The 26,435-nt window shown below is 66.7% G+C and carries 26 protein-coding genes, 1 other RNA gene and 1 pseudogene; 14 read left to right on the top strand and 14 right to left on the bottom strand.

Going from position 1 to position 26,435, the window contains the following annotated elements:
- Positions 1-79: 79 nt before the first annotated feature.
- From ACUDTM_RS01105 to ACUDTM_RS01085, 5 genes are all read left to right on the top strand, one after another.
- A complete protein-coding gene (locus ACUDTM_RS01105) occupies positions 80-598 on the top strand; it encodes an RNA polymerase sigma factor (protein ID WP_229298559.1) in 519 nt (172 codons plus the stop codon).
- Positions 595-1,584, top strand: a complete 990-nt coding sequence (locus ACUDTM_RS01100; protein WP_088497660.1) for a hypothetical protein — start codon at positions 595-597, stop codon at positions 1,582-1,584. Before ACUDTM_RS01105 ends, ACUDTM_RS01100 begins: the two co-directional genes overlap by 4 nt.
- 40 nt (positions 1,585-1,624) lie before the next feature.
- Positions 1,625-2,221 carry an IMPACT family protein gene (locus ACUDTM_RS01095; protein WP_072168299.1) on the top strand — a complete coding sequence of 199 codons (597 nt, stop codon included), beginning with the start codon at positions 1,625-1,627 and terminating at the stop codon, positions 2,219-2,221.
- On the top strand, positions 2,214-3,986 hold the full coding sequence (locus ACUDTM_RS01090; protein WP_072168300.1) for an ABC transporter transmembrane domain-containing protein: 1,773 nt from the start codon (positions 2,214-2,216) through the stop codon (positions 3,984-3,986). Before ACUDTM_RS01095 ends, ACUDTM_RS01090 begins: the two co-directional genes overlap by 8 nt.
- Before the next feature lie 70 nt (positions 3,987-4,056).
- A complete protein-coding gene (locus ACUDTM_RS01085; RefSeq protein ID WP_005416191.1) occupies positions 4,057-4,251 on the top strand; it encodes a hypothetical protein in 195 nt (64 codons plus the stop codon).
- A 259-nt stretch (positions 4,252-4,510) separates the two neighbouring features.
- On the opposite strand, the gene ACUDTM_RS01080 is transcribed toward ACUDTM_RS01085, so the two are convergent.
- The 3 genes from ACUDTM_RS01080 to ACUDTM_RS01070 form a co-directional block, all read right to left on the bottom strand.
- On the bottom strand, positions 4,511-5,635 hold the full coding sequence (locus tag ACUDTM_RS01080) for a prephenate dehydrogenase (protein WP_088497661.1): 1,125 nt from the start codon (positions 5,633-5,635) through the stop codon (positions 4,511-4,513).
- Entirely contained in the window at positions 5,632-6,540 is a 909-nt protein-coding gene (gene pdxY, locus ACUDTM_RS01075; protein ID WP_061477932.1) for a pyridoxal kinase, read from the bottom strand. Before pdxY ends, ACUDTM_RS01080 begins: the two co-directional genes overlap by 4 nt.
- A gap of 562 nt (positions 6,541-7,102) precedes the next feature.
- Entirely contained in the window at positions 7,103-8,302 is a 1,200-nt protein-coding gene (locus ACUDTM_RS01070) for an MFS transporter (protein WP_072168302.1), read from the bottom strand.
- A 72-nt stretch (positions 8,303-8,374) separates the two neighbouring features.
- Here ACUDTM_RS01070 and ACUDTM_RS01065 point away from each other — a divergent pair, with 72 nt between their 5' ends.
- Positions 8,375-9,172: an AraC family transcriptional regulator gene (locus ACUDTM_RS01065; protein WP_065179663.1), complete on the top strand. Its 798-nt coding sequence runs from the start codon at positions 8,375-8,377 to the stop codon at positions 9,170-9,172.
- 122 nt (positions 9,173-9,294) lie between these two features.
- Here ACUDTM_RS01065 and dnaJ read toward each other — a convergent pair whose 3' ends face one another.
- From dnaJ to hrcA, 4 genes are all read right to left on the bottom strand, one after another.
- Positions 9,295-10,419: a molecular chaperone DnaJ gene (dnaJ, locus tag ACUDTM_RS01060; protein ID WP_072168303.1), complete on the bottom strand. Its 1,125-nt coding sequence runs from the start codon at positions 10,417-10,419 to the stop codon at positions 9,295-9,297.
- Positions 10,420-10,573: 154 nt separating this feature from the next.
- Positions 10,574-12,496 carry a molecular chaperone DnaK gene (dnaK, locus tag ACUDTM_RS01055; protein WP_005416183.1) on the bottom strand — a complete coding sequence of 641 codons (1,923 nt, stop codon included), beginning with the start codon at positions 12,494-12,496 and terminating at the stop codon, positions 10,574-10,576.
- A 181-nt stretch (positions 12,497-12,677) separates the two neighbouring features.
- The gene (gene grpE, locus ACUDTM_RS01050) at positions 12,678-13,193 is read right to left on the bottom strand and encodes a nucleotide exchange factor GrpE (protein ID WP_061477936.1); all 516 of its coding nucleotides are present in this window, start codon (positions 13,191-13,193) and stop codon (positions 12,678-12,680) included.
- 63 nt (positions 13,194-13,256) lie between these two features.
- Positions 13,257-14,321, bottom strand: coding sequence for a heat-inducible transcriptional repressor HrcA (hrcA, locus tag ACUDTM_RS01045; RefSeq protein WP_005416180.1), 1,065 nt, complete (start codon positions 14,319-14,321; stop codon positions 13,257-13,259).
- Positions 14,322-14,436: 115 nt separating this feature from the next.
- Here hrcA and recN point away from each other — a divergent pair, with 115 nt between their 5' ends.
- On the top strand, positions 14,437-16,098 hold the full coding sequence (recN, locus tag ACUDTM_RS01040) for a DNA repair protein RecN (RefSeq protein ID WP_445391061.1): 1,662 nt from the start codon (positions 14,437-14,439) through the stop codon (positions 16,096-16,098).
- A gap of 125 nt (positions 16,099-16,223) precedes the next feature.
- On the opposite strand, the gene ACUDTM_RS01035 is transcribed toward recN, so the two are convergent.
- Complete coding sequence (locus ACUDTM_RS01035) at positions 16,224-17,141, bottom strand: LysR family transcriptional regulator (protein ID WP_088497210.1); 918 nt, start codon at positions 17,139-17,141, stop codon at positions 16,224-16,226.
- A gap of 97 nt (positions 17,142-17,238) precedes the next feature.
- Between ACUDTM_RS01035 and ACUDTM_RS01030 the strand changes: the two genes are divergently transcribed.
- Positions 17,239-18,483 (top strand): SGNH/GDSL hydrolase family protein, encoded by a 1,245-nt coding sequence (locus ACUDTM_RS01030; protein WP_445391060.1) that lies wholly within the window; start codon positions 17,239-17,241, stop codon positions 18,481-18,483.
- Between the two features lie 58 nt (positions 18,484-18,541).
- Here ACUDTM_RS01030 and fur read toward each other — a convergent pair whose 3' ends face one another.
- A complete protein-coding gene (gene fur, locus ACUDTM_RS01025) occupies positions 18,542-18,958 on the bottom strand; it encodes a ferric iron uptake transcriptional regulator (protein ID WP_014646807.1) in 417 nt (138 codons plus the stop codon).
- Between the two features lie 103 nt (positions 18,959-19,061).
- On the opposite strand from fur, the gene ACUDTM_RS01020 reads away from it, so the two are divergent.
- A complete protein-coding gene (locus tag ACUDTM_RS01020) occupies positions 19,062-19,454 on the top strand; it encodes an outer membrane protein assembly factor BamE (protein ID WP_005409234.1) in 393 nt (130 codons plus the stop codon).
- A gap of 34 nt (positions 19,455-19,488) precedes the next feature.
- Here the strand turns inward: ACUDTM_RS01020 and ACUDTM_RS01015 are convergent, their stop codons facing one another.
- Both ACUDTM_RS01015 and ACUDTM_RS01010 read right to left on the bottom strand, forming a co-directional pair.
- Positions 19,489-19,746 carry an RnfH family protein gene (locus ACUDTM_RS01015; protein WP_072168307.1) on the bottom strand — a complete coding sequence of 86 codons (258 nt, stop codon included), beginning with the start codon at positions 19,744-19,746 and terminating at the stop codon, positions 19,489-19,491.
- Positions 19,747-19,749: 3 nt separating this feature from the next.
- A complete protein-coding gene (locus ACUDTM_RS01010; RefSeq protein ID WP_061477941.1) occupies positions 19,750-20,175 on the bottom strand; it encodes a type II toxin-antitoxin system RatA family toxin in 426 nt (141 codons plus the stop codon).
- 57 nt (positions 20,176-20,232) lie between these two features.
- Between ACUDTM_RS01010 and smpB the strand changes: the two genes are divergently transcribed.
- On the top strand, positions 20,233-20,736 hold the full coding sequence (smpB, locus tag ACUDTM_RS01005) for an SsrA-binding protein SmpB (protein ID WP_005416174.1): 504 nt from the start codon (positions 20,233-20,235) through the stop codon (positions 20,734-20,736).
- 75 nt (positions 20,737-20,811) lie between these two features.
- Here smpB and ACUDTM_RS01000 read toward each other — a convergent pair whose 3' ends face one another.
- Entirely contained in the window at positions 20,812-21,384 is a 573-nt protein-coding gene (locus ACUDTM_RS01000; RefSeq protein WP_334271454.1) for a hypothetical protein, read from the bottom strand.
- A 220-nt stretch (positions 21,385-21,604) separates the two neighbouring features.
- Between ACUDTM_RS01000 and ssrA the strand changes: the two genes are divergently transcribed.
- Positions 21,605-21,958, top strand: a transfer-messenger RNA (tmRNA) gene (gene ssrA, locus ACUDTM_RS00995).
- 165 nt (positions 21,959-22,123) lie between these two features.
- Positions 22,124-23,329 (top strand): phage integrase central domain-containing protein, encoded by a 1,206-nt coding sequence (locus ACUDTM_RS00990; protein WP_343647823.1) that lies wholly within the window; start codon positions 22,124-22,126, stop codon positions 23,327-23,329.
- 3 nt (positions 23,330-23,332) lie between these two features.
- Here ACUDTM_RS00990 and ACUDTM_RS00985 read toward each other — a convergent pair whose 3' ends face one another.
- Positions 23,333-23,836, bottom strand: a complete 504-nt coding sequence (locus tag ACUDTM_RS00985; protein ID WP_088497207.1) for a hypothetical protein — start codon at positions 23,834-23,836, stop codon at positions 23,333-23,335.
- Between the two features lie 279 nt (positions 23,837-24,115).
- Here ACUDTM_RS00985 and ACUDTM_RS00980 point away from each other — a divergent pair, with 279 nt between their 5' ends.
- Together ACUDTM_RS00980 and ACUDTM_RS00975 are read left to right on the top strand one after the other, a co-directional pair.
- Positions 24,116-24,964, top strand: coding sequence for a hypothetical protein (locus tag ACUDTM_RS00980; RefSeq protein ID WP_143592539.1), 849 nt, complete (start codon positions 24,116-24,118; stop codon positions 24,962-24,964).
- Positions 24,965-25,621: 657 nt separating this feature from the next.
- Positions 25,622-25,831: pseudogene (locus tag ACUDTM_RS00975) on the top strand (SOS response-associated peptidase family protein); the annotation flags it as partial.
- A gap of 40 nt (positions 25,832-25,871) precedes the next feature.
- Here the strand turns inward: ACUDTM_RS00975 and ACUDTM_RS00970 are convergent.
- A complete protein-coding gene (locus tag ACUDTM_RS00970) occupies positions 25,872-26,435 on the bottom strand; it encodes a hypothetical protein (RefSeq protein ID WP_445391059.1) in 564 nt (187 codons plus the stop codon).

The following is a 26,435-nucleotide window of genomic DNA, read 5'->3' as shown; positions in this document are numbered from 1 at the left end:
CACCGGCTATGCGCCATCGCCTGCAGGCCTTACCCTGTACGCCGTGGAAGCCAGCGCACTGCCAACCGATGAAGCCTTGATGCTGGCCTGGGCCGGCGGCGACCTGCACGCGTTCGAAAGCCTGTATGCGCGCCATCGCAAACGACTGTTCGGCTTCCTGCTGCGCCAACTGCGCGACAACGCGCTGGCCGAGGAGATCTTCCAGGACGTCTGGCAGCGGGTGATCAGCGCCCGTGCCGGGTGGCAGCCCGAAGCGGCGTTCAGCACCTGGCTGTTCCGCATCGCCCACAACCGCCTGAACGACCATTGGCGCGCCGCCCGCCATCGCCCTGCCGCGCCGGCCGACGCCGACCTGCGCCTGGCCGCGATCGAGGACGGGCAGACCCCGGAAGCCGAACTTTCCGAATTCGAACAACGTCGCCGCATCCAGCTGGCGATGGAGCAATTGCCGCCGGAGCAGCGCGAAGTGCTGCAACTGCGGCTGGATCAGGAACTGAGCCTGGAGGAGATCGGCCAGATCACCGGCGTAGGCCGGGAAACCGTGAAATCGCGGCTGCGCTATGCGATGGACAAGCTGCGTGCGGGATTGAACGCATGAACCGAGACGAACCGCTGACGCCGGAAGAACGCGAGCTGGCCCGGCTGCTCGGCCGTCGCGCCGAGCAGGCACCACCGGCCGCACTGGACGCCGCCATCCTGGCTGCGGCGCGTGCCGCCGTGGACGCTCCGGGTACAGATGTTGCCGCCTCTCCCGAGGCGCCGCGCAAGCAGCGCACAGGCCCGCGTTGGCCAGCGGTGTTCGGCATCGCCGCTTCGATGGTGTTCGCCATCGGCATCGCCTGGCAGCTGCGTCCTGAACCGCCGCCGGTTCCGGCGGGCGAGACTGCTGTTGCCGCAGCACCGGCTGCGGCAGAAGACGTCGCGACTGCCGATCAGGCCGCTGGAAGTGGTTCGGCCCACAGCGCAGTGGCGGTTGCGGAACCAGCCGCTGCGCCGGCAGCACCCGAGTCCGCCCCTGTTTCCGCTGCCCCAGCGCCGGCCATCGCGCGTGCGCACAAGCCTGCGCCGGCCAAGACCGCTGAAGTGCCGGCCCAGGCCGCACGATCCATGGCTGCGGATGCGGCCGCCGACACCTCCTTTGCGACGCTCCCGTCCGCTCCGGCTGCAGCACCGCCCGCGCCACCTGCACCGACCGCCTACTCGGCACCCGCACCGGCATTCGCGCCAGCAGCGTCCGGGGCAATGAAAGCACGCACGGCGGCGGCACCGGCAGCCAATGCCACCGAGGCCGAGCGGGCGCAGGCGCTGGATCGGGTGGAGATCACCTCGATGAAGCGTGAGGCGCCCAGCCGTTCCGCACCGGGCGTCATGCGCCGCGGCAGCGATGCGGGCCTGAGCGCGGATGCCGTGCAGGCCGAGGTGGACGCCGACGCGCGACTGCCGCGCCGGCAGTGGCTGCAGAAAATCCGCGCGCGTCGCGACGATGGCCAGCGCGATCTGGCCCGCGCCAGCCTGGAGCGCTACGTGCAACAGTATCCGGAAGCACGCCTGCCGCGCGACCTGCGCCCGTTGCTGGACGACTGAAGCAGAACGTGATCTCCGGCGACCCCGTAGAATGACGGGAATGCTCGATACCCTCGCCCAGCCTGTCAGCCACACGCTGGAAGTCAAACACAGTCGTTTCATCGCCCATGCTGCGCCGATCGACAGCGCCGCAGCGGCCATGGCGATCCTGCAGCAGGTTGCAGCAGCCGACGCGACCCACAACTGCTGGGCCTACCGGTACGGCCAGGACTACCGCTCCAGCGACGATGGCGAGCCCGCCGGAACGGCCGGACGACCGATCCTGGCGGCGATCGATGGCCAGGGGTTCGACCGCGTGATGGTGGTGGTGACGCGCTGGTTCGGCGGCATCAAGCTGGGCGCCGGTGGACTGGTGCGCGCCTACGGTGGCGCTGCCGCCGAGTGCCTGCGCACCGCCCCCCGCCTGCCCCTGGTGGCGATGGCCCGGCTGCAGCTGCTGGCCGGCTTCGAGGACCTGGGCACCCTGCACGCCACCCTGCCCGCCTTCGGCGCCGGGAAGCTCGATGAACGGTTCGATGCCAACGGCGTGTGCCTGCGGGCCGAATTGCCGGCCGATCAGGTCGATGCATTGAAAATCCGCCTGCGCGACGCCACCCGTGACCGTATCCGCATACAAGACGACACCCAGGATGACTGACAAGGACGACGCCCCTGCCTCGACCCCGCCGCTGCGCCGCCTCGGCAGCCTGCGGACGTTGTGGCCGTTCGTGCGCCGCCATAGCGGGTTGTTCACCGCCTGGCTGCTGGCCCTGGCGGTCTCTTCGGCCGCCACGCTGAGCCTGCCCCCCGCCGTGAAGCAGATGATCGACCACGGCTTCACCAGCGGTGGCCAGATCAACCGTGCCTTCGCCCTGCTGATGCTGGTGGCGGTGGTGCTGGCACTGGCGACGGCCGCACGGTTCTTCTTCGTGTCGCTGCTGGGCGAGAAGGTCGTCGCCGACCTGCGCAGCCGCCTGTACGCACACCTGATCCAGCTCGGCGCCGGTTTCCACGACCGCAGCCGCAGCGGCGAACTGGTCTCGCGCCTGACCGCCGACAGCGAACTGCTGCGCAGCGTGGTCGGTTCGACCATGTCGGTCGCCCTGCGCAGCAGCGTCACCGTGGTCGGCAGCCTGGCGATGCTGTTCGTCACCAGCCCGCGGCTGGCCGCGTGGTCACTGCTCGGCATCCCGCTGGCGGTGCTGCCGATCATCATCGGCGCGCGCAAGCTGCGCACGGTTGCGCGCAGCAGCCAGGACCGCATCGCCGATGCCAACAGCCTGGCCAGCGAGACGCTGGGCGCCGTGCGCACGGTGCAGGCGCATGCGCGCGAGCCCTATGAGCGCGGGCGCTTTGACAAGGCGCTGGGCGATGCCATCGGTGCCGCACGCCGGCGCATCGGTGCGCAATCACTGGTTACCGCCAGCGCCATCCTGCTGGTATTTGGCGCCATCGTTGGCGTGCTGTGGCTGGGCGCGCACGATGTCATCGACGGCCGCCTCAGTGCCGGCACGCTGGGCCAGTTCGTGTTGTACGCGCTGATCGGCGGCGGCTCGGTGGGCGCCCTGGCCGAAGTGTGGAACGAGCTGCAGCGTGCGGCCGGTGGCATGGGCCGTATCAGCGAGCTGCTGCAGGAAGACATCGAGATCCGTGCGCCCGCGCAGCCACATGCACTGCCGCAACCGCTACGCGGCGAAATCCAGTTCGACGACGTGGTGTTCCACTACCCGCAGCGCCCGGACCAGGCCGCGCTGGACCACTTCAATCTGCATGTCCGCCCGGGTGAGACCGTGGCCCTGGTCGGCCCGTCGGGCGCAGGCAAGAGCACGGTGCTGTCCATGCTGCTGCGCTTCCACGATCCGGCCAGCGGCCGCATCTGCGTGGATGGCATCGACGTGCGCCAGGTCGATCCGGCCGAGCTGCGCGCGCAGCTGGCACTGGTACCGCAGCAGCCGACGCTGTTCGCAGCCAGTGCACGCGACAACATCCGCTACGGCAGGCTGCAGGCCAGCGACGCCGAGGTCGAGGACGCCGCACGTGCAGCAGAGGCCGATGGCTTCCTGCGAGCATTGCCGCAAGGCTACGACAGTGAACTGGGCGAACGCGGTGCGCGCCTGTCCGGTGGCCAGCAACAGCGCGTGGCGATCGCCCGCGCGTTGCTGAAGAATGCGCCGATCCTGCTGCTGGACGAAGCCACCAGCGCGCTGGATGCGCAGAGCGAGCATGGCGTGCAGCAGGCACTTGAGCGGCTGATGGCCGGTCGCACCACGCTGGTCATCGCCCACCGCCTGGCCACCGTGCTCAAGGCCGACCGCATCGTGGTGATGGACCAGGGCCGTATCGTCGCCGAAGGTACCCATGCGCAGCTGCTGGCCGAAGGCGGACTGTACGCTGAACTGGCCCGACTGCAGTTCATCGATTGATGACGGCCGGCTAACATCGGCAAGACCAAGCTGGCCGCGCACCCGCAGCATCCGCTGAAGGAGGTACGCGATGTCGTTCCGTCAGTTCCCCGCCGTCGACAGTAATGGCGAAAGCCACATCATCATCGAATTCAAGCCCGAGGCGAACGGCAGCGGGCACCACTCCGAAGCCACGCCGCGCTATGAGCTGGATGACGGGCGCCAGCTGGTGCGCAATGGACGCGAGTTCACCACCAGTGGTGGTGAACTGCGGTTGACGATCTGAGGTTCGCCGGGCATGGCCCGGCGCTACCGCATTCGTGCTGCTCCGCGCTCGCGCTACCGGATCTCCATCCTCCGCTCTGGTAGGTGTCGACCTGGGTCGACACGCTTGTCGCCAAAAGGAGTCGAGCATGGCTCGACCCAACAAAGAAGCGCGGCCAATTTTTCGCCAGGTATCTTGACAGCCTTTCCCAGCAAGGGCTGAGCGAGGTTATCCACACATTTGCTTAGGATCCATCCACACCACCTGTGGATGAATGTGGTCAGCCGAGCACCCGCCCGATGCCGCTGGCATCCACTTCCGCAGCCGCCCGGGTGATCGCGGCCGGATCACTGCCGGCGATGAACCCGATGCGGAAGTGCACTTCGCCGCCGGGCGTACGTGAGGAATGGATCGAGGCCAGGCTGATGCGATGCTGCTCGAATACATTCAGCAGCTCACGCAGCGAGCCCGGCCGGTCTTCCGGCAGGTGCACCGACAGCGCGTTGCGCTCGGTCAGATCGGCCAGCAGATAGCCCACGCGTTCGAACGTATAGTTGCCGTCCGCCAGCGCCTGCTCACCGAAAGCACTGCGATTGGCCGACAGGAGCTGCTCGCGGAAGGCATCACGTGCACCGTCGTCCCCCTGCCCGACCTGCGCCTGCAGGGCCTGCAGCTGGCCCACCAGCCGCTCCAGCATCGGCGCCACATACGGGTTGCCGAACTGGATGTCTTCGTAGATCGCCGGGTTGAGCGACAGGATGCGCGAAATGATCGCCGTATCCAGCTCGAACGATGCCGAACGGTACGGCATCATCGCAGCCAGATCGCCCAGCTGCGGCTGGTACTGGCGCAACACGCCGGCCTGGGCCAGATGGGTGGCATGCACCATCGCCTGCACCAGCGCCATCATCTGGTCGTGGTGCTGCGGCGTGGCCCGCACGCACTCGGCCTGCAGCGCGGCGCACAGCGTATCGACCCACGCCTGCCAGAGCTGCAGCCGCGCTTCGCAGACCACCATCACCCGCCCCTTCAGGGTCGGCGCCTTCGGTGGTGCGGTCATCGGGTGCAGGCCAACCACTTCGGCCTGCGAGGCCAGCATCGCCTGCACCGGCGCCTCCTTTACCGAGGTCACATCCAGCCACAGCCTGCCCTGCTCGCGGCCCGCCGATTGCCGCACGTACTCGGCGATCAACGCCGGCGTGTGCCGGATCGGTGCCGAGAACACCAGCACATCGGCCTGCGCCAGCAGGTGTTCCGGCGTGTGCGAACCTGGGTCGGCCGGATCGTGGCCGATCACCTGCAGCTGCAGGTGCTGCTGGAAGAAGCGGGTCAGCCAGCGCCCGTAGGCGCCAGCGCTGCCGATGATGCCGACCGTGCGCGGCGTGCGTGGGTCCAGGCCGCTCATGCCACGCGTTCGGCGCGGAAGCGCATTCCTTCGGCCAGCGCCGCCGGCGCGGCGGCGACCACGTCGAATTCCTCGAAGCCGTTGTCCAGGGTCGCCTCCAGCGCCGCATGGGTGCCGGCAATCGCACGCGAAATCGCCTGCTGCATCGATTCGCCGCGCAGCAGGAACGACACCACCAGCGACATCAGCACATCGCCGGTACCGGCCACGTCCACCGGCAGCAGCGGCGAGGTCCAGCGCCAGGTTTCCTCGCGGCCGACGGCCAGGGTCACCAGTTCACCCGGGGTGCCGCCCACGCTGTGCGCGATCACCCAATGCGGGCCGCGATCCAGCAGCGTGCGCGCGGCGGCGAGGGCATCGGCCTCGGCCAGCGCCGGCATGCCGGTCAGGCGATTCAGTTCGAAAGCGTTGGGCGTCACCAGCCAGGCATGCGGCAGCAGGCGCTCGGCGAAGATCGCTTCCAGCCCGGGTTCCACGTAGGGGCCGGTGTGCGTGTCGCCAATCACCGGGTCCAGGCAATAGCGCAGCTGCGGGCAGCCCGGCAGGATGTCGTCCAGCCAGTCTGCGAAGGCGGCACCGTTGGCGGTGCTGCCGAAGTAGCCGGAGACCAGCATCTTCGCCCGCTGCGGCAGGCCGCGTTCGTGGGTGCCCAGCAGCAGGTCGGCGAACCAGTCAGCCGGCAGCACGCGGCCACGCGTGGTGTCGTAGAACGGCGCGTTGCTGAGAAGCACCGTCGGAATGCTTGCCACGCGCACGCCCAGCGCGCGCATCGGCGGTACGGCAGCGCTGTTGCCGGCGTGGCCGTAGACAAGTTGCGACTGGACCGAGATGACATCGATCGGCGACGGGCCGTCGGGCCGCTGGCGGCGGCCGTGGACCAGGTGGTTATCAAGGGATTCGCTCATGGTCGCATTCTACGCCCAAGGGGGTTTTCGGCAGGGCTTGCAGCCCTGCACATGCCGAAGCTGCAAGTAACGGCAACGGCAAAAGCGAGCTATCCGTGGGGTAGCGGGGCGGTGTCGGAATGCGGGGACGCCGCAAGTACGTCCCTGTAGGCTTGGCAGCCGCATCCATGCGGCTGACACCCCGCACTCCGACACCGCCCCGCCTTCGACAGGTTCACGCGGCTGTTGGTAACTGCGGCTGTTGGTGGGTGTCGACCTTGGTAGACACATCTGTCAGATATCAAATGAATTCATCCACGCATGGCATGGGTCTACCGTGTCGACCAAGGTCGACACCTACCAGAGCAGTACACCGTTCCGACAAATCGCAGGAAACTGTCGAAGGCGGGGTGGGTCCGGTTGCGGGGGCGTGAGCGCCATGGATGGCGCGACCGAGCCTGCAGGGACGTATTCACGGCGTCCCCCGCAACCGGACCCACCCCGCCAATCCACGGATAGCGCGCTTCGGCTGTTGCCGTTGCCTCTGCGGGTGCAGGGCTGCAAGCCCTGCAACCCAACCCCCTCAGCGAGCAGCAGGCCGCGACGGCGGCAGCCACGCCGCCACGATGCCCAGCAACGGCAGGAACGCGGTCAGCTGGTAGACGTACTCGATGCTGGTCCTGTCCGCCAACAGGCCGAGCACGGCGGCACCCAGCCCGCCCATACCGAACGCGAAACCGAAGAACAGGCCGGACACCATGCCGATGCGGTGCGGCATCATCTCCTGCGCGTACACCACGATGGCCGAGAATGCCGAGGACAGCACGAAGCCGATCAGTACCGCGAGCACCGTGGTCCACAGCAGATCGGCATGCGGCAGCATCAACGCAAACGGCGCCACGCCGAGGATCGAGGTCCAGATGATCGGCTTGCGGCCGATCCGGTCACCCAACGGGCCGCCGAGGAAGCCGCCAGCGGCGGACGCCACCAGGAACGCGAACAGGTGCAGCTGCGCCTGCGCCACCGGGATGCCGAAATGGTGGATCAGGTAGAAGGTGAAGTAGCTGCCGATGCTGGCCATGTAGAAGTACTTGCTGAAGATCAGCACCAGCAGGATCGCCAGCACCTTGGCCACCGTGCGTGGTGGATGGCGCGGCGCCATCGAGGCGGTACTGGCTGGGCGCGGCGTGCCCAGATGCAGCGCGTACCAGCGGCCGACATAGGTCAGCAGCGCGATGCCGATCAGGGCCGCGCCTGCGAACCACGACGCGGCATGCTGGCCGTACGGCACGATCACTGCCGCCGCAATCAGGGGGCCCAACGCGGTACCGAAATTGCCCCCCACCTGGAACACCGACTGCGCGAAGCCATGACGGCCGCCCGAGGCGAGCCGCGCGATGCGCGAGGCCTCCGGATGGAAGATCGCCGAGCCGATGCCGACCATTGCCGCTGCCAGCAGCACCATCGCGTAGTTCGGCGCGAAGCCGAGCAGCAGCATGCCGCACAAGGTCGAGGCCATGCCGATCGGTAGCGAATACGGTGCCGGGCGGCGGTCGGTGGCTACACCGATCAACGGCTGGAAGATCGACGCAGTGAGCTGATAGGTCAACGTGATCAGGCCGATCTGGGTGAAGCTGAGACTGAAGCCACCCTTGATCACCGGATAGATGGCCAGGATCAGCGACTGCATCATGTCGTTGACGACGTGCGAGGTGGAAATGGCGGCCAGCACGCCGGGGGCCGCCGGGCGTGAGGTCGTTGCGGGAGAAGCCAGGGTGGACATGGACGCAGTCAGGTTGGGGGCGAGCCCCGCATGCTACGGTTGCCCTTCCCTCCCTTCTGCCGCGTTCAGGTCATGCCCTATCGCAAAAAGGACATAGCCAGTGACGTCGATCCGGCCGCGCCCTGGCGGGAGGTTCCACTGCATCGCCCGGTCACCTATCGGGTCACCCAGTACCCCGTAGGTACCCACATCCCTGGTCACAAGCATCAGCGCCACCAGCTGGTCTACGCCATCTCCGGCCTGATGGTGGTGCGGTCGGAAGTCGGGCGCTGGGTGGTGCCATCGAACCGCGCGATCTGGATGCCGGCCGGCATGGTGCACGCGGTGGACTGCATCGCCGCCGTGCACATGCGCAGCCTGTACATCGACCCGCCGTTTGCCCCGCACCTGCCGACCGAGCCGTTCGCGGTGCAGGTGTCGCCCCTGCTGCGCGAGCTGCTGCAGGCCGCCACGCTGGTCAAGGGCGAGCACATCGAGGACAGCCGCGATGGCCGCGTGGTGCGCCTTCTGCTGGACGAACTGCATCGCATGGACGTGCTGCCTCTGCACCTGCCTGCGCCAAGCGACCCGCGCCTGCTGCGGATCTGCCAACACCTGCAGAAGCACCCCGGCGACGACGCCACACTGCAGGACTGGGCACAGGCGCTGGAGGTGGACGTGAAAACCATCCAGCGGCGCTTCGCCACCGAGCTGGGCATGACCTTCGGCCAGTGGCGGCAGCAGGCACGGCTGCTGGCCGCGATGGAACGGCTGGCGGTCGGTGACAAGGTCATCGATGTCGCGCTGGCGACGGGCTACGACAGCCCCAGCGCGTTCACCAGCATGTTCAAGCGCCAGCTGGGGCAGACACCTGCGGCGTTTTTCCGGTAACGCCGTCCACGCATGGCGTGGATCCACCATCGCGGCGCATGCCCGGCGGAAACCATCGCAGATCGCAAACGAGAACGCCGGGCATGGCCCGGCGCTTCCGCTTAACGCTTCGGTTGAAAAACTCAGGACGTCATCCGGTCCCAGAAGCCCTTCACGCCGTCGATGAAGGTGGCCGACTTCGGCGAATGCTTGCGCGCTTCCTCGCCGACGAAGGTGGCTTCGAACTGCTCCAGCAGCTTGCGCTGTTCGGTGGTGAGGTTGACCGGAGTCTCCACCACCACGCGGCAATACAGGTCGCCTTCGCTGCGGCTGCGCACCGAACGCACACCCTTGCCGCGCAGGCGGAACAGCTTGCCGGTCTGGGTCTCGGCCGGAATGCGGATCTCCGCTTCGCCGCCGAGGGTAGCCACGCGCACGGTGTCACCCAGTGCCGCCTGCGAGATGCGGATCGGCACTTCGCAGTGCAGGTCGTCGCCATCGCGCTGGAAGATCGCATGCTCGCGCACGCGCACTTCCACGTACAGGTCGCCCGGCGGCGTACCGGCCGGCCCGGCTTCACCCTCGCCCTGCAGGCGGATGCGGTCACCGGTATCGACGCCCGCCGGCACCTTCACCGACAGCACCTTGTCTTCCTCGACGCGGCCGTTGCCGTGGCAGGTCTTGCAGGGCTTGGCGATGATCTGGCCACGGCCGCCGCAGTTGTGGCAGGCCTGCTGCATGGCGAAGATGCCGCGCTGGATGCGCACCTGGCCGCGGCCATGGCACACGTTGCAGGTCTCGACCTTGCCGTCCTCGGAGCCACTGCCATCGCAGTCGCCGCACTCGGCCAGGGTCGGAATCTCGATGCGGCGCTCGACGCCGCGCACGGCCTCTTCCAGATCCAGCTCCATCACGTAGCCGATGTCGGCGCCGCGACGGGCCTGGCGCGGACCACCGCCGCCACCGCCAAAGATGTTGCCGAAGATATCGCCGAAGATATCGTTCATGTCCGGGCCGCCCGGGCCGCCGCCGCCCATGCCGTGCTCGAACGCGGCGTGGCCGTGGCTGTCGTACATGCGGCGCTTGTTGCCGTCGGACAGCACTTCGTAGGCTTCCTTGCACTCCTTGAAGGAGGCCTCGGCCGCCGCATCACCCGGGTTGCGGTCCGGATGGAACTTCATCGCGCAGCGACGGTACGCCTTCTTCAGCTCGTCGTCGGTGGCGGTGCGGGCAACGCCCAGCACTTCGTAGTAATCGCGCTTGCTCATATCGTGAATCGGGTTCCGGAAAGTCGGGATTCGTCAAAGCGGAAGAGCGGAACCAGGTCCGCTCTTGCGTCGGGCGCCCCGACACGCCGGTGGGCGGTCAGGACCCTGATGCGACAACGGGACGCTGGTGGCCAGCGTCCCGCGTCGGTCCGGATCAGGACTTCTTGTCGTCCTTGACTTCGGTGAACTCAGCGTCGACCACGTCATCCTGCGCCTTGCCGGCATTGCCGGCGTCGGCACCCGGGGCACCGCCCTGGTCGGCCGAAGCAGCGGCGAACAGCGACTGGCCAGCTTCTTCCAGTGCCTTCGACTTGGCTTCGATCTGTGCCTTGTCGTCGCCCTTCATCGCGGTTTCCAGGTCGGCCAGCGCCGCCTCGACCTTGCCGATGACATCGCCGCCGACCTTGCTGCCGTGCTCGGTGATGGCGCTGCGGGTGCCGTGGATCAGGGCGTCGGCCTGGTTGCGGGCCTGCACCAGTTCCTGGAACTTCTTGTCTTCCTCGCGGTTGGCTTCCGCGTCGGCGACCATGCGCGCGATCTCTTCCTCGGACAGGCCCGAACCGGCCTTGATCTCGACCTTCTGTTCCTTGTTGGTCTTCTTGTCCTTGGCCGACACGTGCAGGATGCCGTTGGCGTCGATGTCGAAGGACACTTCCACCTGCGGCAGGCCACGCGGGGCCGGCTCGATGCCGGACAGGTCGAACTTGGCCAGCGACTTGTTGAAGCGGGCCTGTTCGCGCTCACCCTGCAGCACGTGCACGGTCACGGCCGACTGGTTGTCCTCGGCGGTGGAGAACACCTGCGAGGCCTTGGTCGGGATGGTGGTGTTCTTCTCGATGATCTTGGTGAACACGCCACCCATGGTTTCGATACCCAGCGACAGTGGGGTCACGTCCAGCAGCAGCACGTCCTTGACGTCGCCGCCCAGCACGCCACCCTGGATCGCCGCACCCAGTGCCACGGCTTCGTCCGGGTTGACGTCCTTGCGCGGTTCCTTGCCGAAGAACTCGGTCACCGCCTGCTGCACCTTCGGCATGCGGGTCTGGCCGCCGACCAGGATCACTTCGCTGATGTCGCTCGAACGCAGGCCGGCATCGTTCAGGGCGACGCGGCACGGCTCGATCGACTTCTTGATCAGGTCGTCCACCAGTGCTTCCAGCTTGGCGCGGGTCAGCTTGATGTTCAGGTGCTTCGGACCCGACGCGTCAGCGGTGACGTACGGCAGGTTCACTTCGGTCTGCTGGGCGCTGGACAGCTCGATCTTGGCGCGCTCGGCAGCATCCTTCAGGCGCTGCAGGGCCAGCGGATCCTTGCGCAGGTCGATGCCCTGGTCCTTGTTGAATTCTTCAACCAGGTACTCGATGACGCGGTTGTCGAAGTCTTCGCCACCCAGGAAGGTGTCGCCGTTGGTGGCCAGCACTTCGAACTGCTTCTCGCCGTCGACATTGGCGATCTCGATCACCGAGACGTCGAAGGTGCCGCCGCCCAGGTCGTACACCACGATCTTGCGATCCTTGTTGTCGCCCTTGTCCAGGCCGTAGGCCAGCGCAGCCGCGGTCGGCTCGTTGATGATGCGCTTGACGTCCAGGCCGGCGATGCGACCGGCGTCCTTGGTCGCCTGGCGCTGGCTGTCGTTGAAGTAGGCCGGCACGGTAATGACCGCTTCGGTGACCTTCTCACCGAGGAAGTCCTCGGCGGTCTTCTTCATCTTCTCCAGCACCTTGGCCGAGATTTCCTGCGGGGCCATCTTCTTGCCGTCGCTGGTGGCGACCCAGGCATCGCCATTGTCATGGGCCAGGATGCTGTACGGGACGTGGGCGATGTCCTTCTGCACCTCGCCATCGGTGAACTTGCGGCCGATCAGGCGCTTCACCGCGTAGAAGGTGTTCTTCGGGTTGGTCACGGCCTGGCGCTTGGCCGAGGCACCGACCAGGACTTCGCCGTCCTTGGTGTAGGCGACGATCGACGGGGTGGTGCGATCGCCTTCCGAATTCTCGATGACGCGGGCCTTGCCGCCGTCCATGATCGCCACGCACGAGTTGGTGGTGCCGAGGTCGATACCAATGATCTTGCCCATGGGGGAGACTCCTGAGGATGCTTGTTGGGGTCAGTCCGGCCGTTCGGCCGGTGGATGAATACGATGTGGGGGAGGCCCGTGGAACATTCAAGCCACCTCCCGAACGCTGTGTTTCCGGTCGCGCGGCGCGTTCAGCGTCGGGCCGGGTCGCAGGTGATTCCCGCCGCCCGGCCCGGCAGGGTCAGTCGGCGGCCACCACCACCAGCGCCGGCCGCAGCAGGCGCTCGTTGAGCAGGTAGCCCTTCTGGAACACGGTCACCACGCTGCCCGGGGCAGCGCCCGGGGTCGGCGCCTGGCTGATGGCCTGGTGGTGCTCCGGGTTGAACGGCTGGCCGATCGGGTCCAGCAGGACCAGGCCGTTGTCGGCAGCGACCTTGAGCAGCTGCTTGTAGGTCAGCTCCAGGCCTTCGCGCAGCGGGTGCGGGTCGTCGCCGGCGGCCTTCAGGCCGGCATCCAGGCTGTCGAACACCGGCAACAGCTCGCCCAGCAGCTTCTCGTTGGCGAACTTGCGGGCCTGCTCGATGTCACGGGCAACACGCTTGCGCTGGTTTTCCAGGTCGGCGCGCTCACGCAGCGCATCGGCCTTGACCTGCTCGACTTCGGCGCGCAGGCGCTCGACTTCGTCGTTGACGCCGGCGGTGGCAGCCGCATCGGCGGCACTCTGCTGGGATTCGATATCTGGATGTTCGTGGTTCATGTCTGGGTCCCTGGCGGTCACTCTCCGCCTCCACCCACCCTAGTGTGGGCGGGATGCTGCGTTTCAAGCGTCGGATGTTCCCGGCGTGCGTCCGGCCGGCGAAAAGGCCGCGCCAAGCACATCGGCGGTGGCCTGGACCAGTGGGATCACCCGGTCGTAGGCCATCCGCTTGGGACCGATCACGCCCAGCACGCCCAGCACCTGGCCATTGGCGGTGTAAGGGGCAGTGACCAGCGAGACGCCCTGCAGCGGCATCATTCCGGTCTCTTCGCCGATGAAGATGCGCACCCCCGGCGCCTGGATGGTCCGCTCCAGCAGCTGCAGGATTTCGCGCTTGCTGGAGAACAGCTCGAACAGTTCGCGCAGGCGCTCCAGGTCGGACAGGTCCTGCACGCCCATCAAGCGGGTCTGCCCGGCCACCAGCATGTCGTCGGCCGCCGGCTGCAGGGCCTGCTCGGCCAGTTCGATGCTGTGGGCCAGCAACTGCTCCAGTTCGGACCGGGCGTCGCGCAGCTCCAGCAGCAGGCGGGTACGGATCTCGGCCATCGGCAGGCCGGCGAAATGCGCATTGAGGTAATTGGCGACCTGCTCCAGCTGGCCTGGCGCAAACTCCTGCCGGGTCTCGATCACCCGGTTCTGCACCTCGTTGTCGGCAAATACCAGGATCGCCAGCACCCGGCGCCCGTCCAGCGCCACGAAATCGATCTGGCGGAAGGCGAACTGCTCACGCCGCGGGGCGCTGACCACGCCGACGAAGTGGCTCATCGCCGACAGCAGCTCCGAGGCGCTGCCGAGCAGGGCCTGGGTACTGCCGCCGCCGGCCAGTTCCTGGCGCAACCGGGCCAGCTCGCCCTCGCCCGGCGGCTGCATCTGCAGCAGGCTGTCGACGAACACCCGGTAGCCATGCGCGGTCGGGACGCGGCCGGCCGAGGTATGTGGCGAGGCCAGCAGGCCCAGATCCTCCAGGTCGCCCAGGATGTTGCGGATGGTGGCCGGGCTGACCTCCAGGCCGGCCACGCGCGCCAGCGTCTGCGAGCCGACCGGCTCGCCGTCCTGGATGTATCGCGCGATCAGCGTGCGCAGCAGGTGGCGCGCACGCGGGGCAAGCTGGTCGGGAGAACCGTGCATGGAATCAACCTGTGAGACACGGACACTAGATAATGGCGGCGCATCGCCTTGGCAAGTCATTGGACCTCCCGCGCCCGCGTGCTAGCGTTGCGCGGCTGCTGACACCCCCTTACCCATGCTCAGACATCTTTCGATCAAGGATTTCGCCGTCGTCCGCGCCACCGAACTGGAGTTCGGGCCAGGCATGACCGTGGTTTCAGGCGAGACTGGCGCCGGCAAGTCGCTGATGGTCGACGCACTGGGCTTCCTGTCCGGCCTGCGCGCCGACAGCGGCGTGGTCCGCCATGGCGCCGCACGCGCCGAGCTTTCCGCCGAGTTCGCGCTGGAGCAGCTGCAGGCCGCCCGCCAGTGGCTGGCCGACAACGAGCTGGACGACGAGGACCAATGCCAGCTGCGCCGCGTAATCCGCGCCGACGGCGGCTCGCGGGCCTGGATCAATGGCCGCCCGGTGACGCTGGCACAGCTGGGCGACCTGGCCTCGCTGCTGGTGGAGATCCACGGCCAAAATGAACAGCAGGCGCTGCTGGCGCGCCCGTCGCAGCTGGCCCTGCTGGATGCCTATGCCGGCAACGAGAACGAGCGCCGCCAGGTGCGCCATGCCGCCGCGGCCTGGCAGGCACTGGTCGATGAATCGCTGGCGTTGTCGCAACAGGGCGACGTCAGTGACCGGATCGGCTTCCTGGAGCACCAGCTGCGCGAACTGGACCGCGAGGACCTTGAACCGGAGTCGATCGCCGCACTGGGTGCCAGCCACCGCCGCCAGGCCCACGCCAGCGCCCTGCTGAGCGCCTGCCAGGCGGCCAGCAACCAGCTCAACGGTGAAGACGGCAGCTCCGCGCTGGACCTGCTGCAGCAAGTGCGCCACGAGCTGTCGCGGCTGGTCGAGCACGACCCGCGCCTGGGCGAGGTGGACGGCCTGATCGAGAACGCCTCGATCCAGCTGCACGAAGCCCTGTCGCTGCTTGATCGCGTGCACGACGACCTCGACGCCGACCCGGAACAGTTCGAGGAGAACGAGCGCCGCCTCGGCCGCCTGCACGACCTGGCCCGCAAGCACCGCGTGCCGATGGACGAGCTGGGCGCGCAACGTGAGCGCATGCATGCCGAAGTGGAGCAACTGCGCGGTGCCGATGAGCGCCTGCAGCGCCTGGCCGGCGAGATCGACAAGGCCGCCGCCGCCTGGCGCGTACAGGCTGAAGTGCTGACCGCCAGCCGCCGCAGCGCCGCTGCCGAACTGTCGGCCACCACCACCGGCATCATCGCCGAGCTCGGCATGGGCGGCGGCCAGTTCCTGATCGAACTGGAGCCACAGGACAGCGGCAAGCCCGACCCGCAGGGTGCCGAGCGCGTCGAGTTCCTGGTGGCGGCCAACGCCGGCCAGCCGCCGCGCGCCCTGCGCAAGGTGGCCTCGGGCGGTGAACTGTCACGTATCTCGCTGGCCATCGAAGTGGCCGCGCTGGACCTGGATGCGGTGCCGACCATGGTGTTTGACGAGGTCGACTCCGGCATCGGCGGCGCGGTGGCTGACATCGTCGGCCAGAAGCTGCGCGCGCTCGGCGAGAAGCGCCAGGTACTGTGCGTGACCCACCTGCCGCAGGTCGCTTCCAAGGGCCACGCCCATTACCGGGTCAGCAAGGCCCCGGTGGAAGGCATGACCCAGAGCGCAGTGGAAAAGCTGGACAACAAGGCGCGCGAGGAAGAGCTGGCGCGCATGCTCGGCGGCGTGGAAGTGAGCAAGGAAGCGCGCGCCGCCGCCCGCAAGCTGCTGCAGGCCTGAGGCCTGTTCACGGTTATCCACGCATGGCGTGGATCTACAACCCACCCGCACGGTAGTGCCGGCCGCTGGCCGGCAACCCAACACCGGTGGACGATGATCGTGAGGTTGCCGGCCAGCGGCCGGCATTACCCCCGTGGCCGCGCCAGATCCACGTTCTCCACCAGGAAATCGAGGAACGCGCGTACCCGCAGCGGCAGGTAACCGCCCTGCCCCAGGAACACCGCGTGCACCTCTTCCAGGTCACCGGGATTGGCCTCTTCCAGCACCGGCAGCAAGCGCCCGGCAGCAATGTCCTCCTGCACCTGGAATGCCGCCAGCCGCGCCATGCCCAGCCCGCCCAGCACCAGCTGGCGCAGCGCATCGCCGTTGCTGGCGCGGGCATTGCCACTGGGCAGCAGCATCCGCTCGCGCCCCTCCTGCAGCAACGGCCACCCCTGCATCGCACGCGCGTGGCCGATGTCCAGCCGGTTGTGCGACTGCAGTTCCTCGGCAGTGCGTGGCAGCCCGTGCCGCTGCGCGTAGGCCGGTGCAGCCACGATCATCATCCGCGTCGCGCCCAGCCGTCGCGCCACCAGACTGGAGCTCTTCAGCGGCCCGGCCCGCACTGCCACGTCGGTGCGCTGCTCAAGCAGGTCGATCACCTCGTCGTTGAGGGTCAGGTCCACGCCCACCTGCGGGTTACGCTCAAGGAACGCCGGCAGCAGCGGCAACAGGAAATGGCGGCCAAACGGCACGTTGGAGTTGACCCGCAGCCGCCCGCGCGGCTCGGCATGGGCGCTGGCACAACGCTCGGCCTCCTCCAGGTCGGCCAGCACGCGCAGGCCACGCTCGTAGAACGCGCAGCCTTCCGGGGTCAGCTGCAGCTGGCGGGTGGAGCGTTGCAGCAGGCGCGTGCCCAGCCGTTGCTCCAGCCGCGCCACCAGCTTGCTGACCGCCGACGGCGTCATGTCCAGCGTGCGGGCCGCAGCGGAAAAGCCACCGGTCTCGATCACGCGCACGAACACTTCCAGTTCGCCGGATCGGTTGATGTCAGGTCGCGCCATGGCAATGAATCCAGTTCACAGATGATTGTCCATGCGCAGTCTAGTTCACAGATAAGCACGGAATCACCATGGCGGTCCCTCCACTCGGGACTGCCCGATGAACCGCTTGAGCCAGCTCACCGCCACCGCCCTGCTCGCCGTGTCCGGCGCCGCCAGTGCCGCATCCGCCCCGCACTGGGTCGCCAGCTGGCAGGCCAGCCCGCAGCCGGTCTGGAACGCGGATTTCCTGTTCCCGACCCTGGTCCCGGCCACACTGCAGGACCAGACCTTCCGCCAGACGGCGCGCATCAGCCTGGGCGGCCCGCGGCTGCGGGTGCGGCTGAGCAATGCCTACGGCACCCAGCCGCTGCGGATCGGAGCAGCCAGCGTGGCCGCACGCGCGGGCGCCATCCCGCAACCGCTCAGCTTCGGCGGCCAGCCCGGGGTGTTGATCGGGCCCGGTGAGGAACAGCTGAGCGATCCGCTCCCGCTGGCCACGGATGACCGCCAGGCAGTGCAGGTCAGCGTCTTTGTGCCGGGGCCGGCAACCGTTCAGACGTTCCATTGGGCAGGCCGCCAGACCAGTTGGATCGCCCCCGGCGACCAGAGCCGGGCCCAGGCCCTGAACGCAGCCAGCAGCACCACCGCCCGCCTGCTGCTGACCGGAATTGACGTCGAGGCCGGCGCCGACGCGCGCAGCGTGGTGGTGATCGGGGATTCGATAACCGACGGTGCCACCGCCAGCCTCGACCAGGACCAGCGCTGGACCGATCATCTGGCCGCGCGCCTGGCAGCGCGGGGCATAGCCGTGGTGAACGCCGGCATTTCCGGGGGGCGGCTGCTGCGCGACGGCATGGGTGAATCCGCCCTGGTCCGCTTCCGGCGCGACGCGCTGGACCAGCCTGCGGGATCCAGTGTGATCGTGCTGATGGGCATCAATGACATCAGCTGGCCAGGTACCGCATTCGCCCGGAACCAGGCCCGGCCCACGCTGGCCGAACTGCAGGCGGGGTATCGCGCGCTGGCAGAACAGGCCCGCCATCGTGGCGTGCGGATCATTGGCGCCACCCTGCCGCCGTTTGCCGACGCCCTGCCCGGCACGCCACTGGACGACTACTACCACCCGGACAAGGATGCCCTGCGCCAGCGGATCAATGCCTGGCTGCGCACGGACAGCCCGTTCGACGCAGTGATCGACCTGGACGCGGCGCTGCGCGACCCGGCCGATCCCTCACGGATGGCCGCCGCCTACGACTCCGGCGACCACCTCCACCCGGGTGACGCCGGCAACCGGGCCATGGCCGAGGCGGTCGATCTTGAGGTGCTCATGGGGCCATCCACGCCTGGCGTGGATCTACCGTAAGCAACGAAAAACCCCGGGCAGGCCCGGGGTTCCGTCGCATCCAGCTGGCCGGAACGGCTTACTTGCGCTTCTTGCGCACGTACAGCACCAGCGAGTGCTCTTCCAGCTCGTAGCCATGGTCTGCGGCGATCTTGCGCTGCAGCTCCTCGATCTCGTGGCTTTCGAACTCGATGATCTTGCCACTGTCCACGTCGACCATGTGGTCGTGGTGGCCGCCACGGTCCAGTTCGTAGACCGCCTGGCCGCCCTCGAAATTGTGCTTGAGCACGAGGCCGGCGGCCTCGAACTGGGTCAGCACCCGGTACACCGTGGCCAGGCCGATCTCGTCGCCGTGCTCCAGCAGCTGGCGGTAGATGTCTTCGGCGGTCATGTGATGCTGGTGGTGCTGGGCATTGCGCTGCTCGAGCAGCGCCAGGATCCGCATCCGCGGATGGGTCACCTTCAGGCCGACTTTACGCAGGTCGTGGGTTTCCATAGGTCTCCGTTCATTGGCGATTTAGCGCCAGCTGCCTCGGATTGGGTCGCGGTGGCACGCCGGGAGTGTATCATCGGTTTGATTTCCCCAACCGCCAGTCCCGATGCGCAATCTCCTGTTGGTCGCCGCCGTCGCCCTGTCCACCACCGGGTGCGGCATCATCTACAAGCAACCCATCTATCAGGGCAACCTGATCCGGGAAGATGCCGTGGCCAAGCTGCAGGTCGGGCAGAGCAAGCAGCAGGTCACCGCGCTGCTGGGCACCCCGTCCATTCCCGACCCGTTCCACGCCCAGCGCTGGGACTACACCTCCAGCCAGCGCGTGAACCGCCTGGGCCGTACCGAAGTGAAGAACTTCGTGGTGTTCTTCGAGAATGACACCGTGACCCGCTGGGAAGGCGATTACTTCCCGGGCAACGACAAGGCCCTGGCCCAGCAGACCGTGCGCCAGTTCGGCCGCAATCTGCCGAAGGACAAGAAGAAGAAGGGCCGCTGAGCCCCCTGCCCGTCCGCAGGTACGGCTGCCGGAATCAACCGCCGAGCGCGCGACGCCGGCGGTTATCCTTCGGATCTGCCAGCAGCGGGCGCAGCAGTTCGATGCGGTCGCCGTCCAGCAGAACCTGGTGCGGGCGTGCCACTACGCCATGCACGGCGACGGCGGGACAATCGGCACTGCCTTCCAGTGCGGCCGCCGCGACAGCATCGGCGACGGTGGCCCCCTCTTCCAGCTGCAGGCGGCACGACAGCACCCGCTGCGGCCAGGCCAGTACCACCTCGACTTCGATCATCGCTCAGCCCTCGTCGGCGACGCGGACGAAATCGTTGACCATGCGATCGGCCAGCCCCTGGAAGCCGATTGCCAGCGCCGGACCGAGCAGGCGCGAGCTGGGTTCGAACTCCAGGGTCAGGGTGACCTTGCAGGCATCCTCGGCCAGCGCATGGAATTCCCAGCGGCCGTGCAGCTGCTTGAACGGGCCATCGCGCAGCTGCATATCAATGCTGTGCGGGCGCCGCAGCGTGTTTTCGGTCTGGAACCAGGTGCTGAAAGAGCCCAGGCCGAGGTCCAGGCGCGCCACCAGGCGGTCCTCGCCCTGCTCCATGATCTGGGCAGCCGAGCACCAGCGGAAACGGCTCGGATAGGCCTGGACATCATTGACCAGGTCGAACATGCGCGCGGCCGAATGTTCGACCAGGGCGCTGCGGCGGATAGTAGGCATGAATACAGGACGTTTCGGCAATCGACCGGGCGGGCCCGAATCGGAGACAATACGGAAATGAGCAAGAACAGCGGCAAGGATAAAGCAAAGAGCGCGACGGCCAACAAAACCATCGCGTTGAACAAGCGTGCCCGCCACGAGTACCACATCGAAGAGCGCTTCGAGGCCGGCCTCGCCCTGCAGGGCTGGGAGGTCAAGTCGATCCGCGCAGGCCGCGGCAACATCATCGACGCCTACGCCTATGTGAAGCGCGGCGAGATCTACCTGATCGGCGCACAGATCACCCCGTTGATCCAGGCCTCCACCCACGTGGTGGCCAATGACCGGCGCGAGCGCAAGCTGCTGCTGCACCGAAACGAGATCGACAAGCTGATCGGCAAGGTCGAGCGCGATGGCTACACGATCGTGCCCACTGCGATGTACTGGAGCAAGAACAAGATCAAGCTCGAAGTCGCGCTGGCCAAGGGCAAGCAGACCCATGACAAGCGCGATGCCGCCAAGGACCGCGACTGGGCGATCGAGAAGCAGCGTGTGATGCGTCGCGGCAACCGCGACGCGTAAGGCTGTAGCGCCGAGCCATGCTCGGCTTCGGCAAGAAGGGCAGCCGAGCGCAGGCTCGGCTCTACAAAAGGCGGGTCACCCCGCCAGCATGCCCTGCCCGCGCATGCGCGGTGCCAGCGCCGCGTGCATCACGGCCAGGTGCATCACCACTGCCAGTTCCGGGGCATGCCGGTCATCGCCCGCGCGCCACTGCTGTGCCATCTGGGCCGCATCGGCCGGCAACAGGGCCAGCAACTGGGCGTCATCCAGCGAATCGGCAGCGCCCTGCAACTGGCGCGCCAGCTGCCGCGACTGCCACACATGCACGCCGATGCTGAGGCTGGCCAGCGACATCAGGACCACGGCCAGCCCGTGCTCGAACCACTGCGACAGCACTTCCGGCCCCCACAGCAGGGCCGCCAACACCGCCATGCCGGGCAGACGCCAGCCCAGCCAATGGATGCGACCGCGTTGCGACCAATGCACCACCACCGCACTGGCGACCAGTGCTGCGGCCGCTGTGGCCGGCAGTTCGGTCAGCGCGGTGGCCGCAAGCAGCACACCCAGCACGGCCCAGACCCAACCAGGCGGCAGCGCGCGCCGCTGGTAGTCGGCCCCGACGGGTCCGACCAGCTGTCGCAGGCTGCGTTGTTGGCTTGCCTCGGTCACCCACAGTCTCCGTGTTTGTCCTGGCCCGGATGGTCGCCGCCAGTGTGTCGCAAATTCGTGCCCATGACGTTACCAATCCGCTATGACGGAGGCTCTACAACTTGTTGTGGATTGCCAAGGTGACTGTTCAGCTGTTTTGCCGTAGCATTGCCACTGTTGGGCAGGCACTGACCGTGGCGACACGAAACAGGCCTTGTACCTCGCAGTACTTGAAGAAGCCGGGGGTGCATTGGTTTCGACGGGGGTTGTGAAGTCGCCTGGCGCATGCCGAGGGGGTAGCTTTCCTCGTAAATCCAGCTGCAAAACTCTAGTTGCCAACGACGACAACTACGCTCTGGCCGCTTAAGGCCTAAGCCTCGAAACCGCTTGTGTCCATGCTCGCGGTGTAGAGTCACTATCATGGAATCGCGCTGGACGGCTGCCTGTCAGTCCGGCACTAGAACACAACAGGCTGGTTCCCGGATGCGCTTTGCGCACCGTGCTGTTCGGGGACGAGATCCAACGGTGAGCTAAGCATGTAGTGCTGGGGATGGAGTGCCTTCGGACGGCGGTTCAATTCCGCCCACCTCCACCAACGAACGGTTCGTAAAGGACCGGAGAAGCCCGGAAACCCCCGCATCACAAGGGTTTCCGGGCTTTTTTATTGTCCGCAGCAGACCGGGGCAATCCGTTTCAATCCATGAGACGGTGGGGGTATATCAAGGGGTATCCGACCGCCCCCACTGAAGCGATACCCCCAATGCCTCTGACCGACGCAGCCATCAGGCGCGCCAAGCCCAGCGACAAGCCGCAGAAGATCACCGACGGTGGCGGCCTTTACCTCTACCTCACCCCGACCGGCGCACGCAGCTGGCGCTGGAAGTACCGCATCGCCGGCAAGGAGAAGCTGCTGTCGATCGGCCTGTACCCGGATGTCTCCTTGGCGCGCGCCCGCGAGGCCCGCGACGAAGCCCGCCGACTGCTGGCCCGAGGCGTCGACCCTGGCGCGCAGAAGAAGGCCGCTGCCCTCGCCCACTCCGCCCTTGGCTCGGACAGCTTCGAGACCATCGCCAATGAGTGGCTGGCCACACGCCCATGGGTGCCCAGCTATGCGGAGAAGGTCGAAGCCTGGATGAAGAATGACGTATTCCCGTGGATCGGGTCGCGCTCTGTAGCTGACCTCACCGCGCCGGATTTCCTCCGGGTGGCCCGACGCATCGAGGAACGCGGCGCAATCGAATCCGCGCATCGGATCATGCAGAACTGCGGCCAGATCATGCGCTACGCCGTGGCCACTGGCCGCGCCGAGCGAAACCCGGTTGCCGACCTGAAAGGAGCGCTCGCGCCGCCTAAGGAGGCCCACCATGCGGCGATTACTGACCCCGTGCAGCTGGGTGGCCTGCTGCGCTCCATCGAGGCATACAGCGGATCTGCCATCACCCGCGCGGCGCTGCGACTGGCGCCGCTGGTGTTCCTGCGTCCTGGCGAACTGCGACATGCGGAATGGGAGGAATTCGACCTCGACGCGGCCGTGTGGACTATCCCTGCCAGCAAGATGAAGATGCGTGCCGCACATTTGGTGCCGCTGTCCAGGCAGGCGCTGCAGATCCTGGAGGACATCAAGCCGATCACCGGCCGACACAAGTGGGTGTTCTCTGGCGCCCGCGATTCCAAACGCCCGATGTCAGAGAACGCCGTTACCGCAGCGCTGCGCAACATGGGTTACGACCGCACGATGATGACCGGCCACGGCTTCCGCGCGACGGCTCGCACCATTCTGGACGAGGTCCTGCACTTCCGCCCGGACATCATCGAGCACCAGCTTGCTCACGCGGTGAAGGATCCCAACGGCCGGGCCTACAACCGCACGTCGCACCTGCAGGAGCGCGTGCGGATGATGCAGGTCTGGGCGGATTACCTCGATGGTCTGCGCGACGGCAACGTGGTGAAGCTGCGGGCAGGATGAGGCCTACACGCCCCGCCGCATCTGCTGCAGCCCTGCCCTCACCCAGGCCTTGGTGCGAGCGTCCCTCGCTCGGGGTTTCGTCTCCGCTGGCGGCTTGCGCGGTTCAAGCGCCGCCTTGATCCGCTCGACCTCCTTCGCCCCTGCCTCGGCCAAGCGCCGGGCCTGTTGCTGCTGCTCGCGGGTTGGTGGCAGGCCGGGCAGCGGCGGCTCGGGCTGGATCGGGGTGCTGTCGGTCAGCCGGGCGACTGCCTGGCGCAGAGGCAGATCGGGATAGAGCCTGGCCGCACACCAGCGCTCGGCGTACCGCTTCGCCTGCCGGACGTTGGCCGCGCGCACTTCCTTCACCTGCCACATCTTCTGGCCTTCCATCCATAGCCGGACCCCAGGACCACCGTCGGGCGTGACGCTGGCCGTCTCGCGGCCGTTGTACCAAAGCGCCCAGCGCTCACCGGTTTGGACCCAGCCAGAGGGGATCGGGGCGGTGCGGAAGCCGTGGGAAGATCGCATGGCCGGAAGGATACGGCCGGCGGTCGCAGATCCTGCGAACACGGCGGCGACCTGGCTGAATCGTTCGGACTGGATGCCGGCGCGGCGCCACTCGGCGCTCCCGCTGAGCCAGCTGTGGCCCGACCTCGACTTTTAGCCTCAGCGCCATGAGAGCTCTGACGAGCGATATTGCGCGCTTCATGAATAGAAGCTAAATTCTACTCACCCAGCCCTGCCAGCAAAATGTAAAGCTCACTGTGGAGCGATCGTAACGTGCTTAAGAGGAGCTAAGGAAATCGCATGAGAACCGGCCTGTCTGTTCTTTTAGGTGCGCTACTAGGTGCGCTGCTCATCATTGGCATCGGGATATGGTTTTCAGAAAGCCGAGCGGAGTCCAGTGCAGTCCCGCCGGCTGCAGTGCAACGTGCAGCCCAACCACCCAGACAGGCCGAACGCCGCCCTCTGACTACCCAGCGGGTTAATGGGACAAGCAACAACTACGTCGTGATGCCCGGACGTGCGATTGATGTCGAAGCACAACTGAGGAACTCCGCCACTGCCGGCGACGCGGATGCCGCTTTCAAAATCTACCTCAAGCTAAACCAATGCTCTGATTCCATTGTCAATGGGGTTAGTGAGCAGGAACTTGCCATGTACCGCAAGGCTGGTGTTGACACCAAAACCCTTGAATCAATGGCTTCCAAACTTCGGTCTGACTGTGAGGGGGCACAGCAGTTAATTGCCGAACGCGGACGGTGGCTGGACAAAGCAGCCTCGGGAGGTCTTGAAGAAGCCCAAAAGCTATTCGCTGCCGATCCTAGCGCAATTCTTGGGACAAGTGACGTAACCAAGATTGATCCAGCAGCCGCGGACGCTTACGCAGAACGGAGCGAAGGATACATGACAGCCCTAGCGCGGACAGGGGACGTTGACGCCATGCTCTCACTATCACTGATGTACAAGGCAAGCGAGTTTACCCCGCGGGATCCGGTGCGATCAGCCGCCTATCGCTTGGCTGCTGAAGGGGTCGCACCTCTACAGATTAGACCTCAGCCGATTGAAATGACCATGAGGGGATTGAGCTCCCGGGAACAGGCTGAGGTGACACGATTGGCCAGAGAGATTCAGTCTCTGTGCTGCAAGAACTAGGCACGTCTTGCCTAGGGCGTCCTCGCCCCATCCAACGCAGGGATGAAGGTGGACGGAACTTTTCAATCAGAAGGATATGATTGTGATCAAAAAGACCCTAGCCTTAGCTTGTGTGTTTGTCTCGGGAATCGGCGCAGGCATCGCCGGCAACTACGTCTTCGGAACACCTGAATTGTATGGTCCATTTGTGTGCCAGGACTGCACACTCCGAACTCCCGCGCCAGACGCGGGGTCAAGAGCATATATCGACTATACAGACAATTGGCTCAACGACGGGCCCAATTACACTCGACTGACTGGCGACAAGTTCGTCGTGTGCAACGCGACACACTGTGCGACTTATACGCGCACTGCGAGTGGAGACTATATGGGAAGCCCTGCGGTGCCCCAAGACATGGGAACTGGCAGCGGAGGCGACGGCAACGACGGTGGCGGTGCCGCAGGCGGAAATGGCGGGATGGATACTCCCGGCAGCAACTGGGGCAACGAGCCACCAACATGCGGCAGGACCCACTGCAGCGGCACAGTAACCGTTGGCGGCTAACCAAGCTGACCAAAGCGATGGGTCTGCGGCAGACCCATCGCATCAGTTCATGATCCTGTAGGCTAGAGATTCTCGCCTCTCACATCGAGCTCAGTATTTTCTGACACGATACAAACAGCAGCAGCGTCTCGACCGACATCCATGACCGCATGCCGGTGTGGCTGCAGGCGGGACAGATCGACGAGTGGATGGCCGCCAGCCCCGACGACGCCATGGCCATGCTGCTGGCCAGCGAGCCGCCAGCGATGGAGGCCTACCGGGTCAGTCGCGCGGTGAACACGCCGCGGAACAATCGTGAGGATCTGCTGACCCAGGTTGCCTGAAGCAGGAGGGCCGAGCTTGGCTCGACCCTACCAGCCCCGGTCAGGCGATCGGGAAGCACTCCCACTGCAGCCGGTTGCCGGTGATCCGAGCCACCGACACCAGCTGTAGGCCAGGCGCCGCGGTCAGGAAATTCTCGACCGCGAACCGCTCGCGCTGCAGGCGGCAGTAGAGGCTGCCCCCTTTCATGTACGACAGGACCACGTCCGACACCGCCAGCTCGGCGTCCCGCTTCTCGTCCGTGGCCAGCCTGGGGTCGCTCATGCCCGGGAAGCTGGTGAACACCATCTGGTTCACTTGGGAGTCGTACCACCACAGCCAGGCCATCCCAGCCTGCACGAACGCGACATGCGCCCGCATGTTCTGATCGAACGCCAGGGCGATCTCGGTCATGCCCGGACGGCTGAACAGGACAACCGGCGCGACCCCGTCGGCGCTCAGGACCGCGTCGTCCCCCTTGACCTCGATGGTCCACAGCCGCGCCTGCAGGCCGGTGCTGGCATCGCCCAGGGCGTTGCCACCCAGCTCATAGTCGACCAAGGGCATGCGACGCGCGTTCACCTTCTCAACGAAATCGCCCGGCAGCGGGACGCTCGACAACGCCAT

The sequence above is a fragment of the Stenotrophomonas maltophilia group sp. vghtpe118 genome (assembly GCF_052605195.1).
This window is presented reverse-complemented; position numbering and strand designations above follow the sequence as displayed.

Coding starts and splice junctions, on each gene's coding strand:
- ACUDTM_RS01105 (WP_229298559.1), top strand. CDS start 80: ATGCTGGCCTGGGCCGGCGGCGACCTGCACGCGTTCGAAAGCCTGTAT.
- ACUDTM_RS01100 (WP_088497660.1), top strand. CDS start 595: ATGAACCGAGACGAACCGCTGACGCCGGAAGAACGCGAGCTGGCCCGG.
- ACUDTM_RS01095 (WP_072168299.1), top strand. CDS start 1,625: ATGCTCGATACCCTCGCCCAGCCTGTCAGCCACACGCTGGAAGTCAAA.
- ACUDTM_RS01090 (WP_072168300.1), top strand. CDS start 2,214: ATGACTGACAAGGACGACGCCCCTGCCTCGACCCCGCCGCTGCGCCGC.
- ACUDTM_RS01085 (WP_005416191.1), top strand. CDS start 4,057: ATGTCGTTCCGTCAGTTCCCCGCCGTCGACAGTAATGGCGAAAGCCAC.
- ACUDTM_RS01080 (WP_088497661.1), bottom strand. CDS start 5,635: ATGAGCGGCCTGGACCCACGCACGCCGCGCACGGTCGGCATCATCGGC.
- pdxY (WP_061477932.1), bottom strand. CDS start 6,540: ATGAGCGAATCCCTTGATAACCACCTGGTCCACGGCCGCCGCCAGCGG.
- ACUDTM_RS01070 (WP_072168302.1), bottom strand. CDS start 8,302: ATGTCCACCCTGGCTTCTCCCGCAACGACCTCACGCCCGGCGGCCCCC.
- ACUDTM_RS01065 (WP_065179663.1), top strand. CDS start 8,375: ATGCCCTATCGCAAAAAGGACATAGCCAGTGACGTCGATCCGGCCGCG.
- dnaJ (WP_072168303.1), bottom strand. CDS start 10,419: ATGAGCAAGCGCGATTACTACGAAGTGCTGGGCGTTGCCCGCACCGCC.
- dnaK (WP_005416183.1), bottom strand. CDS start 12,496: ATGGGCAAGATCATTGGTATCGACCTCGGCACCACCAACTCGTGCGTG.
- grpE (WP_061477936.1), bottom strand. CDS start 13,193: ATGAACCACGAACATCCAGATATCGAATCCCAGCAGAGTGCCGCCGAT.
- hrcA (WP_005416180.1), bottom strand. CDS start 14,321: ATGCACGGTTCTCCCGACCAGCTTGCCCCGCGTGCGCGCCACCTGCTG.
- recN (WP_445391061.1), top strand. CDS start 14,437: ATGCTCAGACATCTTTCGATCAAGGATTTCGCCGTCGTCCGCGCCACC.
- ACUDTM_RS01035 (WP_088497210.1), bottom strand. CDS start 17,141: ATGGCGCGACCTGACATCAACCGATCCGGCGAACTGGAAGTGTTCGTG.
- ACUDTM_RS01030 (WP_445391060.1), top strand. CDS start 17,239: ATGAACCGCTTGAGCCAGCTCACCGCCACCGCCCTGCTCGCCGTGTCC.
- fur (WP_014646807.1), bottom strand. CDS start 18,958: ATGGAAACCCACGACCTGCGTAAAGTCGGCCTGAAGGTGACCCATCCG.
- ACUDTM_RS01020 (WP_005409234.1), top strand. CDS start 19,062: ATGCGCAATCTCCTGTTGGTCGCCGCCGTCGCCCTGTCCACCACCGGG.
- ACUDTM_RS01015 (WP_072168307.1), bottom strand. CDS start 19,746: ATGATCGAAGTCGAGGTGGTACTGGCCTGGCCGCAGCGGGTGCTGTCG.
- ACUDTM_RS01010 (WP_061477941.1), bottom strand. CDS start 20,175: ATGCCTACTATCCGCCGCAGCGCCCTGGTCGAACATTCGGCCGCGCGC.
- smpB (WP_005416174.1), top strand. CDS start 20,233: ATGAGCAAGAACAGCGGCAAGGATAAAGCAAAGAGCGCGACGGCCAAC.
- ACUDTM_RS00990 (WP_343647823.1), top strand. CDS start 22,124: ATGCCTCTGACCGACGCAGCCATCAGGCGCGCCAAGCCCAGCGACAAG.
- ACUDTM_RS00985 (WP_088497207.1), bottom strand. CDS start 23,836: ATGCGATCTTCCCACGGCTTCCGCACCGCCCCGATCCCCTCTGGCTGG.
- ACUDTM_RS00980 (WP_143592539.1), top strand. CDS start 24,116: ATGAGAACCGGCCTGTCTGTTCTTTTAGGTGCGCTACTAGGTGCGCTG.
- ACUDTM_RS00970 (WP_445391059.1), bottom strand. CDS start 26,435: ATGGCGTTGTCGAGCGTCCCGCTGCCGGGCGATTTCGTTGAGAAGGTG.